At 46.8% G+C, this 13,377-nt stretch carries 9 protein-coding genes; 7 read left to right on the top strand and 2 right to left on the bottom strand.

The window, feature by feature from the left end; genetic code table 11:
• Nucleotides 1-16 precede the first annotated feature (16 nt).
• The 5 genes from rbfA (at nt 17) to C7460_RS07100 (ending at nt 7,178) form a co-directional block, all read left to right on the top strand.
• Nucleotides 17-397, top strand: a complete 381-nt coding sequence (gene rbfA, locus C7460_RS07120; RefSeq protein WP_115867407.1) for a 30S ribosome-binding factor RbfA — start codon at nt 17-19, stop codon at nt 395-397.
• Complete coding sequence (locus C7460_RS07115) at nt 394-1,620, top strand: ABC transporter permease (protein ID WP_115867406.1); 1,227 nt, start codon at nt 394-396, stop codon at nt 1,618-1,620. Before rbfA ends, C7460_RS07115 begins: the two co-directional genes overlap by 4 nt.
• Before the next feature lie 116 nt (nt 1,621-1,736).
• Nucleotides 1,737-4,673 carry a DEAD/DEAH box helicase gene (locus C7460_RS07110; RefSeq protein ID WP_115867405.1) on the top strand — a complete coding sequence of 979 codons (2,937 nt, stop codon included), beginning with the start codon at nt 1,737-1,739 and terminating at the stop codon, nt 4,671-4,673.
• A 103-nt stretch (nt 4,674-4,776) separates the two neighbouring features.
• On the top strand, nt 4,777-6,027 hold the full coding sequence (locus tag C7460_RS07105; protein ID WP_115867404.1) for an aspartyl protease family protein: 1,251 nt from the start codon (nt 4,777-4,779) through the stop codon (nt 6,025-6,027).
• A 23-nt stretch (nt 6,028-6,050) separates the two neighbouring features.
• Nucleotides 6,051-7,178: an NAD(P)/FAD-dependent oxidoreductase gene (locus C7460_RS07100; RefSeq protein ID WP_115867403.1), complete on the top strand. Its 1,128-nt coding sequence runs from the start codon at nt 6,051-6,053 to the stop codon at nt 7,176-7,178.
• Here C7460_RS07100 and C7460_RS07095 read toward each other — a convergent pair.
• Complete coding sequence (locus C7460_RS07095; protein WP_115867402.1) at nt 7,171-8,034, bottom strand: UbiA family prenyltransferase; 864 nt, start codon at nt 8,032-8,034, stop codon at nt 7,171-7,173. The genes C7460_RS07100 and C7460_RS07095 overlap by 8 nt on opposite strands.
• A gap of 55 nt (nt 8,035-8,089) precedes the next feature.
• Here C7460_RS07095 and C7460_RS07090 point away from each other — a divergent pair, with 55 nt between their 5' ends.
• Together C7460_RS07090 and C7460_RS07085 are read left to right on the top strand one after the other, a co-directional pair.
• Nucleotides 8,090-9,190 carry a type III polyketide synthase gene (locus tag C7460_RS07090; RefSeq protein ID WP_115867401.1) on the top strand — a complete coding sequence of 367 codons (1,101 nt, stop codon included), beginning with the start codon at nt 8,090-8,092 and terminating at the stop codon, nt 9,188-9,190.
• A complete protein-coding gene (locus tag C7460_RS07085) occupies nt 9,187-9,882 on the top strand; it encodes a methyltransferase domain-containing protein (RefSeq protein ID WP_245986227.1) in 696 nt (231 codons plus the stop codon). The genes C7460_RS07090 and C7460_RS07085 overlap by 4 nt, the downstream gene beginning before the upstream one ends.
• 54 nt (nt 9,883-9,936) lie before the next feature.
• Here the strand turns inward: C7460_RS07085 and C7460_RS07080 are convergent.
• Nucleotides 9,937-13,377 (bottom strand): T9SS type A sorting domain-containing protein (locus C7460_RS07080; RefSeq protein ID WP_115867400.1); only part of this gene is annotated, 3,441 nt, incomplete at its 5' end.

The following is a 13,377-nucleotide window of genomic DNA, read 5'->3' as shown; positions in this document are numbered from 1 at the left end:
CACGATATTTGCAACAATGACACAGAGTAAACGACAAATCAAGTTTGGTAAGCAAATCCAAAAAGACTTAAGTGAGATCTTTCAAAAAGACCCCAGACACTTTTTTGGCAATAGCCTGGTGACTGTCACTGGAGTAGAAATGTCTCCAGATCTGAGTTTTGCGAAAACTTATCTGAGTGTGTTTCCTATAAAAGACGCAGAAGAAGTTTTTTATCGACTGGACGATCGAAAAAGCGAGGTTCGAAAGCTTTTGGGTAACAAAATAGGAAAGCAGGTACGCATCATCCCTGAGCTGGCGTTTTTCCATGATGATACAGAGGAGCGTGCCTCCCACATGGACCGGCTCATTGATAGCCTTGACATTCCACCTGCAGAAGAAAACGACGAAGACGAGTGAACCTTGCCTATTTCATTGCGAAGCGTTACTTCTTATCGAAGAAGAAGAAGAGTTTCATCAATGTAATCTCAATCATCTCTATGCTTGTGGTAGCCATAGGCACCATGGCACTTATCATTGTCCTGTCGGTTTTCAATGGACTCGAAGACCTGCTTAGAAATCTCTATGGCTCCGTAGATGCCAATCTGGTGGTACAACCATCTGAGGGCAAATCTTTCGAGTTTTCGGACTCGTTGCGCACGGTTCTGGAAAACAAAGAAGGCATCGCCAGCCTCACCGAAGTACTGGAAGACAATGCCCTGCTGCGATACAACGGGGCACAGCGCGTAGCTACCGTACGAGGCATGAGCAACTCTTTCATAGCAGAAGGCCGCCTGGAAAACTACCTGGTATTTGGCGACCTGAAACTCATGGAAGACAATGTGCCTTACGCGATTGTGGGGCGCGGTGTACAATATGACCTTAGCATCAATCCCAAAAACGATTTTTACACCATCCAGATGTATTTTCCCGGGGAAGTGAAGCCTGGCATGCTCAACCCCGAAAAAATGTACAGGATCAAAAACATCCTTCCAGGAGGGGTCTTTGCCGTGGAGAAGTCCTATGATGAAAACTTCGTGTATGTACCCATAGCGTTCGCCGAAGAACTTTTTGGCAAATACAACAGAAGGAGCTCTCTAGAACTACAACTCCAGGACGGTATCCACCTACAATCACTTAAAGCAGACTTACAGAACTTACTGGGCCCGGAGTTCAAAGTGCTCTCCAATGCTGAAATCCACGGAGACCTCTATCGTGTCCTTGGCTGGGAAAAGTTTTTTGTGTTTCTCACCTTTTCCATCATCATTGCCATCGCCTCTATCAACATCTTTTTTAGCCTCAATATGCTGGCCATCGATAAGCAAAAAGATGTAGCCATTCTCACAGCTCAGGGAGCCACCCGCGGACTCATTCGCAACATCTTTCTATTAGAAGGATGTATCGTGGCATTTACCGGAGCATTTACCGGATTGCTACTCGGGCTCGGTGTAAGCTTCCTTCAGCAGGAGTTTGGGCTGGTAACCATGGGCATGCAAACAGCCATCATGGACGCTTATCCTGTGAAAGTGGAGTGGATGGATGTGTTGTTTACCGTTTTGTGCCTGATCGTGATCACCATCATCACGGCCATACAGCCCGCTATCAATGCTTCTAGAAACATTCAGGTGAAAGAACTCCAGTAGGATTCTTACAGCTACCGGATTAGCAAGTTGATAAAAGATAGCAATCTCTTCACGTCTGCTTTGGGAATTTTACCCGTATTTTTATTAGCTTCGAAATTTGTCCGGTTTCGAAAGTTATGAAAGTATCAGCTGATCAGCCATTTCAAATCGTCTATTCGCTCTTTGAGCATGAATACCTGGGGTACCTTTTCGAGTCCTTCGTGGTGAAGGTCAACGACAAAGGCAACCTCACCTATATGCATCAAAACATCTCATCCAAAAACGCTCAGGAGTTTGATAAGGGCCTGGACGAACGAGATTACGAACTCATCAAGCAGATGGACCAGATGCAACAGAAGGCGGTATTCAATCATTTTCAGAAAAAGAAAATGAAGCCTAATGAATTCTTCCTTAAAGTATTTGACAAAAAAACCGGTGATAAACTCCTACAGGAAGAAATAGACCGCTATCTGGAGCGCCGCAGAAGTAAGATACTTTCCCTTATCCATGGCAAAATGCTCTTTGAAATGGGCAAGGATGGAGAGCCTACCTGGAAGCAAATAACCATTTCTGAAGAAAAGGCATCCGTGCTGTTTCATTTCCGAAGAAACGAAGAGAATACGCACTATTTCCCTACCATCAAGCTGAAGGACGAAAAGGTGCACTTTTACCAAAATGACTCTTACCTCCTCTGCAAAGATCCTGCATGGATGGTGGTGGATGACACGCTTTTTACCTTTGAGCAAGAAGTCAATGGCAAAAAGCTCAAGCCTTTTTTCAATAAGAAATTTATTCTCATTCCTAAGAATGTAGAGGAGACCTACTACAAAAAATTTGTAGCACCTCTTATAGCGTCGTTCGACGTGTATGCCAAAGGGTTTGAGATCAAGTCTGAAAGTCACGAACCAAAGCCCGTGTTGACCTTTTCGGAGCTGGCCAGCGCTGGTCAGACCACTGGTTCACTGTTTGGAGACACCAACAACACGAATGGAAACGGAAGCGCAGACATGTCAAAAATTCTGTTTGAGCTGAGCTTCAAATATGGAACCTACTCCTACAAAGCCGACAAACTGAAAAATGTAAGTGTCTCTGTGGAACGGCACGAAGACGACTATGTGTTTCATCGCATCCGCAGGAACTCTGTGCAGGAGAAAAATTTCATAGAGACCCTGTCTAATACAGGGCTCCAGCTGAAAAGCTCCAGGTCTACGCTCAATAAGACCAACGCACTGTCGTGGCTAAACGACAACCTGGATACGCTCCGCGAACAAGGCTTTATCATCAATCAGCAGGACAGTGGTGAGAAAAAGTATTTTGTAGGACCTACCAAGATCGACCTGGAAATCATGGAAAGCATCGACTGGTTTGACATCAAAGCCGTCATCCAGTTTGGTGATTACCAGATCCCTTTTACCACGATTCGTAAACACATGCTCAACAAAACCAGGGAGTTTAAGCTCCCCAATGGAGAGTATGCTGTAATACCAGATCGGTGGGCCACAGAGTACGGTGATCTATTTGCCTTTGCCAATGAGGACGATGACAAACTGAAGCTTAACAAAATCCACGTATCGCTAGTCAAAGACCTGAAAGACAGCAACAACGCCCGCGTAGAAATGACGCGTAAGCTCGAAAAACTGATGGATTTTGATGAAATAGAAGATGCTCCTTTTCCTGATAAATTTAACGGCACACTGAGGCCTTATCAGCAGGCAGGATACAACTGGTTGGAGTTTTTAAATGAATACGGTTTTGGCGGATGCCTGGCAGATGACATGGGTCTGGGTAAGACGGTACAAACCCTGAGCCTGCTACAGGCAGAAAAAGAAAAAGACAATGGCTCCACCAGTTTGCTGGTGATGCCCACCTCCCTGATCTACAACTGGGAAATGGAAGCTGGCAAGTTTACCCCAGACCTAAAAATACTGAACTATACCGGCACCAATCGAAACAAAGATCACGAGCAATTTGCTCAATACGACCTGGTGATTACCAGCTATGGCATCACACGGATAGACACTGAGATTCTGAATCAGTTTTATTTCAACTACATCATTCTGGATGAATCGCAGGCCATCAAAAACCCTGACTCGATCATCTCCAAAGCTGTACGCGCCTTGAAGTCTCGCCGTAAGCTCATCCTTACAGGTACACCTATAGAAAATAGTACCATGGACCTGTGGTCACAAATGTCTTTTGTAAATCCAGGGTTGCTAGGTACCTCCAAATTTTTCAAACAGGAGTATCAGATACCTATCGAAAAGAAAAAAGATGAGGCCAAAACTCGCAGACTCAATGCGCTCATAAAGCCTTTTATCCTCCGAAGAGAAAAGACTCAGGTGGCCAAAGACCTACCTGAAAAAGTGGAAAACATTCATTTTTCGGATCTCTCTGAAAGCCAGCGTGCGTACTACGATCGAGAAAAAGAAAACTACCGCGGCAAAATCCTGGACCTGATCGAAACCGAAGGCATACAAAAATCTCAAATGATGCTCTTGCAGGGATTGACCCGATTGCGCCAAATAGCCAACCACCCAGCCATGGTGGAAGAAAACTATGATGGTGACTCAGGTAAGTTTGAAGATGTCTGCCACATGATCTCTAAAGCACTAGGCAAAGACCATAAAATACTGATCTTTAGCCAGTTTGTAAAGCACCTGAAGATTGTAGAGAAGTATCTAAAAGACGAAAACATTACTTACTCTTACCTGGATGGTTCGGTAAAAGACCGCCAGGCAGAAGTGGAGAAGTTTCAAAATGATGATAAAGTCCGAGTGTTTCTCATCTCACTAAAAGCGGGAGGCGTAGGACTCAACCTCACCGAAGCAGATTATGTGTTCTTACTGGACCCATGGTGGAACCCGGCCATCGAAGCGCAGGCCGTAGATCGGGCGCACCGAATCGGACAGAAAAACACTGTCTTTACTTACAAGTTTATCGCCAGAGACACTGTGGAAGAGAAGATATTGAAGCTGCAGGAATCCAAGCTCAAGCTCGCTAAAAACCTGATCACGATTGAGGAAAGCTTTGTGAAGAGCCTAAGCAAAGAAGATATTACCAAACTCTTCGATTAAGCTTATCGAACTCCGCAAAATCCTGTATCTTCAGCTAGAAGCCCTGTGATGATTTTTTCATGGCTCAGTATAGGGGCTCTTGCTTTTATATTGTTTGGAATATATGCTGAAGAAGTTTCGTTGGTATTGGTTGATATGTTGGGGTACAGTACTCAGTCTGGCTCTTTCTTATACAGCTCATGCCCAGGGTTCCATAGGATTTGTACTGCCTCCAGACCGCAAGATGGTAGAGGTACCTTTTGAGGAATACAGCAACCTGATTGTAGTCCCTGTTACCATTAATAATTTCCTGACGTTAAAGTTTATACTCGACACTGGCGCAGAGTCGGCGATCCTTACCGAAAAGCTATTTGGAGATATCCTGGGCCTCCAGTATGTACGAGACATCACCATACAAGCCCCAGGTGTGCAAGACTCTTTGCAGGCATATGTGGCCACAGGACTTCACCTGGCCTTACCCGGGGGGATACAAGGCCGCAGCATCAACATGCTGGTACTCAAACATGATTACCTGGAGCTCAACAAAAACCTGGGTGAAGAAATCTACGGAATCCTCGGCTATGACCTGTTCAATCGCTTTGTGGTGAATGTGGACTATGACGACAAAGTGATTCGCTTTTATCGTCCGGAGCACTACAAGCCCAAAAGATCCGCACAGGAAATTCCACTGGAAGTGACCAACACCAAGCCTTTCGTGCAGATGACCGTCAGTCAGAAAGACCGGACGGACAGTGTAAAACTTATGGTGGACACAGGAGCAAGCCATGCCCTTCTTTTGGATGTGCGCAATATGAACGATATCGCATTTCCTGAAAAATTGCTCACCTCACGACTAGGTCAAGGACTTGGGGGAGAAATCCCCGGTTTTTTGGGTCGCATGAGCGAATGCAGTATTGGGGGCTATGAATTCGATGAAGTGCTATCGAGCATTCCCATAGATGGTGCCTACATCAAAGCCATCAAACGAGGCTCCCGCCACGGCACCATAGGCGGTGACCTGCTCACACGCTTCAATGTCACATTTGACTACCCAAACCAAAAGCTCTACCTCAAACGCAGCAACCGCTTCCATGATGAATTTGACTTTGACATGAGCGGAATCACACTCGGAGCTGTAGGCAAAAAACTGGACTCTCTGGTAGTCCGCAGGATACAGGACGAAACACCTGCGGCAGATGCAGGCATCCTCCCCGGTGATGTGGTGTTAAAAGTAAATGGACTCAACCTGCGCAATGCTACCATGGGCGAAATCACCGACCTGCTGCGCAAAAAAGATGGCTTCAAAGTAAGGATTGTCATCTGGCGAGAAGGAAAAAAAGAAAAGAAAGTCTTTAGGCTCCGAAGAATGATCTAATATAGCATCAGAATCTGGTGCCAATGAAAGACGTCATAGTTGTCGGAGGAGGACTCTCTGGGCTGGTAAGTAGTATATTGCTTGCCAGGGCCGGTCTTCGTGTCACGCTATATGAAAAAAACAGCTACCCGTTTCATCGGGTATGTGGTGAGTACATTTCCAACGAAGTGATCCCCTTTCTAGAAAATCATGACCTGTTTCCCAGCCACCTGGCACCAAGCTCTATCGATCAGCTTACCATCTCGTCGGCCTCCGGCCGATCTTTTAGTCATCCATTAGATCTTGGAGGGTTTGGCATAAGCCGGTATGCATACGATGCCTGGCTGGCAGGTGAAGCTAGAAAATCAGGAGTGCAGCTACACGAAAACTGCAAAGTGCGCGGAGTTCGCTTTCTACAAGATGAGAGACTGTTTGAAGTAGAATCCGCACACCACGGCACCCATCATGCATCGTTGGTAATCCTGGCCCATGGCAAAAGATCGATCCTGGACCAACACCTCCAGCGCCCATTTTTGGCCAACAGGTCTCCCTATGTGGGCATCAAATATCATGTAAAAACGGACTTTCCGGCCAATACCATAGCGCTACATAATTTTACTGGTGGATATTGTGGTATAAGTAAAATAGAAGGCGAACGCTATAACATCTGCTACCTGGCCGAGCGCAAGCTTCTTCGCAAATACGGTGATATTCCTGAGATGGAAAAAAATGTGCTGTACCAAAACCCAATGCTCCGAGAGTTATTTGAAAACAGCGAATTTTTGCTAGACAATCCTCAAGTGATTAATGAAATTTCGTTTTCGATCAAATCGCCGGTTGAGGGTAATTTTCTTTTCGCTGGTGATGCTTCGGGAATGATTACGCCACTTTGTGGCAATGGTATGGCCATGGGAATTCATGCTGCTAAACTACTGACAGAGACTATTCTGAATCACCGGAGCGAAAACAAGCTTTTGCTGGAAGACATACTCAGGAGCTATGAGCAACAATGGAAAGCACACTTTGGACTCAGGCTTAAAATTGGTAGAACTATCCAAAATGGCCTTTTTGGCAAACCCTTTCCCTCCGAACTGGCCGTAGTGCTAGGCAAAACGATCAAGCCACTCACGCGAGCTCTCATTCGCCAAACCCATGGTGAGCCCTTCAGCTAAAAATCAACCACAGAAAGAAGGCATTGAGGCAGCAACTACTAATCAGGTTTAGCCGCATGGTATGGGTATAGTCTGCCTTTTGGGCGTCTTTCAGGACTTTGGCAAACCAAGTTGTAAAATAAATGAGCACTGGCAACAGGGCCGCTACAAAAACAAAGCCACTATATGCTACAAAACAGGTGCTGAGATAGGCATAAAAAAGCGCTACAGAAAGCGTAAAGAAAGCAGCTGTAAACACAAACGTGCCACGAATACCCAACTTTAGACTCAGCGTAATATCTCCCCGGCTTTTGTCTTCGGCATGCTGATAGATCTGTGTCATTGGGTAAGACCCAAAAAGCAGGAGCGTGCTTAATCCACCTGCCAAATGCGTAGAAACATCTTCAAAAACTGAAAATCCTGAGCCTTGCAAGGCCATTACTGACATCATCAGTGTAAAATAACCCTGAAATACCCCAGCCACTATCCATCCCAAGACTGGACGTTTTTTGAGCCGAACCATTGGGTGGCTGTACGCCTTGCTCATCATTCCATAGATCAAAAGCATCAACGCCAGCTGCCAGGAAAACACCAGCCAGCCAATAGCAATGGCCAGCAAGTCCATAATCCATGACACATAAAAAAGCTCTGGACTTACTTTTGGGGGGTTCTTCAAGCCACCAATACTGCCTTCATCTTTATCAAAATAACTATTGTAACCATTGCTAGCCGGGTAGAGTAAAAGATGAAGGATGACGAACAACCAGACGAATTGGCTCCAGCTAAAAGGCACTGCCACAGCAGCCGCAAATAAAAAAACCGGAAGCAGGAAAAACGAAAAGGGAAATCTCAAATGTAAGAATGTCGACTTTTTCATGGCTTTGGTAAAACCTCTTGACTAAAACTGGTTATAATTACTTACTAACGACGCTATGCCTTCATACATTACCTCTATACATACGGCAGTACCGGATCACCGCATCAGTCAGCAAGCGATTCGTGAATTTATGATCCGCCATCTGGCTACCAGCGAAGATGACCGAAAACGCATAGAATTGCTCTACCGAGCCAGCGGCATTCAGTATAGACATTCGGTTCTTGTTGATTTCGACAGACCCCCAGAAGATTTTACTTTTTTCCCGAAAAATCATGACCTGGAGCCTTTTCCAAAGGTAAGCGATCGGATGCAGCTCTATCAGCGAGAGGCCATAAAGTTATGTGAAAAAGCTGCTTCATCATGCCTGCGAGCTACAACTCCCACATCCATTACCCATTTGATTACAGTGAGCTGTACGGGAATGTATGCACCCGGCATAGACATAGAGCTCGTTGAGCGCTTAGGGATGCATACCAATGTGCAGCGCACTTCGGTCAATTTTATGGGTTGCTATGCGGCGTTCAATGCATTGAAAGTGGCCAATGAGATCGCTCAAAACCAACCAGACAGCAAAATCCTGATAGTAGCCGTAGAACTGTGTAGCATTCACCTCCTCAAAGAAACGGATGAAGATAGCCTGCTATCTGGAGCGCTTTTTGGCGATGGAGCTGCCGCTGTACTCGTAGAAGGTCGACCAGGTCGTGGCCTATCCTTTCAGCTGGATAGCTTTTACGCTGACCTGGCACCCGAAGGCAAAGACATGATGGCCTGGCACATCAGTGATTTTGGATTTCAAATGAAACTCACACACGAAGTACCAGAGGTAATCAAAAAAGGAATCGGTGAATTGACGGGCAAACTGCTCTCTACACTCCAAAAATCCATTGCTGATATAGATCACTTCGCTATACACCCTGGTGGTAAGCGCATACTCGAAGTGATCGAAGAAGAGTTGGGGATAGACAAAGCCGCCAATTCACCTGCCTACGACATCCTCAAAAACTATGGCAACATGTCGTCACCCACTGTTTTGTTTGTGCTACATCGGATCATGCAACAACTGGACCGGCAACACGCAGGCCAGCATGTACTGAGTTTTGCCTTTGGCCCCGGCCTAACCATGGAAAGCATGCTCCTAAAAATTGTACACCCATGAACCTGAAGTATCGCGCCTCGGAAGAAGAAATCATGGACGACCTGAACCTATCAGGGCAAGTCATTGATCAAACTTTGCGAGAGCTCGACTACATCAACCGAACACTTGGAGGCAATGCGATCAGCCTTTCTGCTTTTAAGAAATTGCTGAAAGGCAACGAAATCCAATCTGTGGCAGACCTGGGATGCGGAGGTGCTGACATCCTGATAGAAATGGCCAAAATCGCAAGGAAACAATACCGCAAGGTGAAGTTTACCGGAATTGATGCCAATCCACATATTGTGAATTATGCCCAGGGCCACACAAAATCATGGCCAGAAATCGAGGTGCAGTGTCACAATATTTTTAGTGAAGACTTCCAGCAGCAGCATTTTGACATCATCCACTGCTGCCTGTTTTTACATCATTTTACTCATGGAGAGCTCGTCCAGCTTTTCCGCTCATTTAGTCATCAGGCACGAGTGGCCATAGTAGTCAATGATCTGCACCGACACCTTTTGGCTTACCATTCCATCCGGCTACTTACCCGGTTTTTTTCTAAGTCCTACATGGTACGAAACGATGCTGCCCTGAGCGTAGCCCGTGGGTTTAAAAAGCATGAGCTAAAAGCTATTTTGCATGAAGCCGAAATTCAAAACTACGAACTGAAATGGCGTTGGGCATTTCGGTGGCAGCTCGTGATCACTCTGTAATTGGTGAGGCCCTACCTCCTTGGGGAGAGGCAGGGCCATGAATCACCGCTACACCTAACGCTTTCTAATCATCAGTTTGTACCTGGCAGGCTGCAAAAAGCCTGCGTTTGTTATCTGAATAAAATAGAGCCCTTCGGCAAAACCTTCAATATTGAGTGTTTGTGGGACACTCAGATCCATGGTTACGCTTTTAAGGCGAATGCCAGAGAGGTCAAACAACTCTACCGTGGACATCCCCACCAGCTGTTCTCCATTGAGTGTCAGGTGCTCATCGGCCGGGTTGGGATACAGGATTACCTCCATAGATCGTCCGGACCGAATAGCCAACGCATTGATTCGATCTACTTTGATGCCATCTTCAGTGACGGTAGCCTGTAGTTCGATGCTATTATTTGGTGAGCCGGCCTCACCTATTTCAAACTCTACAAAGGAATTTGGATCCATCGGAATACCCGGATATTCGATGTTGAAGCGATACTTTCCTGGCGGTATAAAGTCGAACTTAAAGCGGCCCTCGTCATCAGATTCTACATACGCAATCAACTCATATTCGCCATCCTCCTGGTCTGAGCGTCCTCGTCGTACAAACCTTCGCATGGAACATCCGGCACGTTTCACTTTTCTTCTGGCAGCAATTCGTCCATCGTTTGTACCCGTTTCATCTCCAAAATCCGACTCTATGGTTCCAGCCACCGTACCCGACCCATCATCTGGTGTCAATGGCGGAGGAATCACAAACATCTCCATGCTTTCTGCCGCATCCTCTGTAAAAAGTAACAGACTGGCCTCCTCCCACAAGTAGGTATTCTCATAGTAGGTAGGAAGGTATTTTTCCTTATCTCCCCGCACAGCGATCAGGTATTCGCCTAGCAACAGGTCTTTGAAAACCACTTTTCCATTAACCACCGGCAAACCATCAGGATCACTCAATCCTGCGCTCGTTTTTGGGATACTGTCATATGCCCTGCCGGGGCCGCGATTGCGAAGGGCAAAGGCCGCTCCATCGAGAAGGGGAGCATCATCAGCGGTGATAGTAAATGTCAGATTGGCTGTAGCCCAAAGCTGAATGGGGTCGTGCACGAGTGTAAGCCCTGGCAATGCAGCGTTAGTTGCCTCACCGCGATAGATGCCCATCCGGTCATAGTTTAGATCGGTGACCATCAAAGTCTCATTAGATTGACCTTCGATTACTTCTGACACCTTTTCATGGGTTTTCAACGAATCCACATACCAGGTATAAGAGGTATTTTCACCACCTACTGGCAACGTAAATATGTACGATGCGCCTATTTTTAGTGCAATACTATCCGATGCTACGATCGCAGCTTGGGGGCTGTATTCGGACGGTTCACCAAAAAGAGCGGCATTCTTTTCCAGGTCACCGAAATCCAAGTTATTTTCTCCTACCGCCAATGTGGTCAACGGAAGACCGGTGAGGGTAGGTAGCTCAGAAACTTCATTGGAGCTCAGGTCCAAAACGCTCAGCGCATCCATTGTAAGGATATCAACCGGCAGTGCTCCTTCGAGCCCCTTTTCTGCCAATCGGATTTCCGTGATTCTTTCTTCTGAAACGGTCAATTCTTCTCGTTCGGCCAGCGGTAGGTTGATCCAGTTTTCTGCTACGGTCCAGTTTTCACCGCCCATTTGCTCATAGAGGGTTTTCACTACTAGTGAATCTTGCTCCAATGGCGTATACTGCGCCAATATGCCGGTATATCCAACACGTGAAGTAAGGTTGCCTGCAGTATCTTCGGCCGTAAGGTAAAAGTCATAGTTGGCCTGGCGTATAAACTCCCCTGATCCCGCCAGTTCCATTTCTCCCGACTCGTATGCATATTGAGCAATGGCTACCTGACCTTCCAGTGGAGTAGAGCCATCTGCAGCAGCCCGAATGGCAGCTGCCTCGGGTTGGGCTGATCCTGCACTTAGCGCCACTAACGAAATTGTTGCAGGCTCATTGAGCACCACTGTCATGTCAAATGCTTCTCCTATGATCGTTGGGCGTATCACGGAAGTAAATACTGCTGCTGTACGATCTGGTTCAGGAATTATTGAGAAAAGAGCTGAGGTATCACCAATCGTTCTGGTGGTATTGACCACTGCAAGTAGCACTTCATTACTCACCTGGTCAGGCACCGTATAAGTGGCCGAGTTGTTCGGATAATTGCCAAAAGTAACGGTACTTCCTATGGACTCAAAGTTGGCCCCTCCATCGAAACTAATCTGAAAGCTGAGTCCATCCGAATCTGGGATATTTAGCCGTTCCCATGCAATCTGCTGGGATGATCCAACCTCCCATTGATCTCCACCCGTGGGGCTGGTAAGTGTCACAGTGCGCTCTACTTGCTGAAGGGTAAATACGTTCGCTGAAGAATCCGCAATTCCTTGCGTAGTGTTGGTGACCTTCACCAAAGCTTCAGTGCTGGCTGCTCCATCTGCTTCCCAGGTCATTTGATTTCCAGCATAAATATTGTTTGGCCCAGTGCTAATGACTTCATAGCTGATGCCCGCATCTCTACTCAGCGCTATCTCCAGAACATCCGAGCTCAAGAAGCCAGATGTCTCCCAGGAAATTTGATAACTCTCCCCTATGTTCCATACTTCCCCTCCATTAGGTGATGTGACATTTACTGCCGGAGCCGCCTCAATACTAAAATTGGCATCACTCGCATCGGCAACATTCTGAGTGGTGTTGGCTATCTCTATGCGAGCAGTAGAAGTCACCTGGTCTGGAACCGTCCAGCTGTAAGTGCCGCTATACGTCCCAAAGGTACCATCGGCCAATATGCTATACGTCGTGCCCCCATCGGTACTCAAGCGAATCTCGATCAGGTCGGTATCGGGTATACCCGCACTCGTCCACGTGATGTTGGTGCTTTCGCCTACTGTAAACGACTCCCCTCCATTTGGAGCGGATAGGGTCAAAGATGTACCACTCACGATACTAAAATTGGCATCACTCGCATCTGCTACATTTTGTGTAGTGTTCGCAACCTCTATGCGTGCGGTGGCTGTCACCTGGTCTGGTACCGTCCAGCTGTAAGTGCCGCTATACGTCCCAAAGGTGCCGTCTGCTAAAATGCTGTACGTACTGCCTCCATCGGTACTCAGGCGAATCTCGATCAGGTCGGTATCGGGTATGCCCGCACTCGTCCACGTGATGTTGGTGCTTTCGCCTACCGTAAATGACTCCCCTCCATTTGGAGCGGATAGGGTCAAAGATGTACCACTCACGATACTAAAATTGGCATCACTCGCATCTGCTACATTTTGTGTAGTGTTCGCAACCTCTATGCGTGCGGTGGCTGTCACCTGGTCTGGTACCGTCCAGCTGTAAGTGCCCCCATACGTCCCAAAGGTGCCGTCTGCTAAAATGCTGTACGTGCTGCCTCCATCGGTACTCAGGCGAATCTCGATCAGGTCGGTATCGGGTATACCCGCACTCGTCCACGTGATGTTGGTGCTTTCGCCTACTGTAAACGACTCTCCTCCATT

Source organism: Marinoscillum furvescens DSM 4134 (assembly GCF_003386095.1).
Taxonomy (GTDB): domain Bacteria; phylum Bacteroidota; class Bacteroidia; order Cytophagales; family Cyclobacteriaceae; genus Marinoscillum; species Marinoscillum furvescens.
The sequence above is the reverse complement of the archived record's forward strand: the minus strand, read 5'-3'. Positions and strand labels throughout refer to the sequence as shown.

Excerpts from the sequence above, each read along its gene's own strand:
- rbfA (WP_115867407.1), top strand. The coding sequence starts at position 17 with ATGACACAGAGTAAACGACAAATCAAGTTTGGTAAGCAAATCCAAAAA.
- C7460_RS07110 (WP_115867405.1), top strand. The coding sequence starts at position 1,737 with ATGAAAGTATCAGCTGATCAGCCATTTCAAATCGTCTATTCGCTCTTT.
- C7460_RS07105 (WP_115867404.1), top strand. The coding sequence starts at position 4,777 with ATGCTGAAGAAGTTTCGTTGGTATTGGTTGATATGTTGGGGTACAGTA.
- C7460_RS07100 (WP_115867403.1), top strand. The coding sequence starts at position 6,051 with ATGAAAGACGTCATAGTTGTCGGAGGAGGACTCTCTGGGCTGGTAAGT.
- C7460_RS07095 (WP_115867402.1), bottom strand. The coding sequence starts at position 8,034 with ATGAAAAAGTCGACATTCTTACATTTGAGATTTCCCTTTTCGTTTTTC.
- C7460_RS07090 (WP_115867401.1), top strand. The coding sequence starts at position 8,090 with ATGCCTTCATACATTACCTCTATACATACGGCAGTACCGGATCACCGC.
- C7460_RS07085 (WP_245986227.1), top strand. The coding sequence starts at position 9,187 with ATGAACCTGAAGTATCGCGCCTCGGAAGAAGAAATCATGGACGACCTG.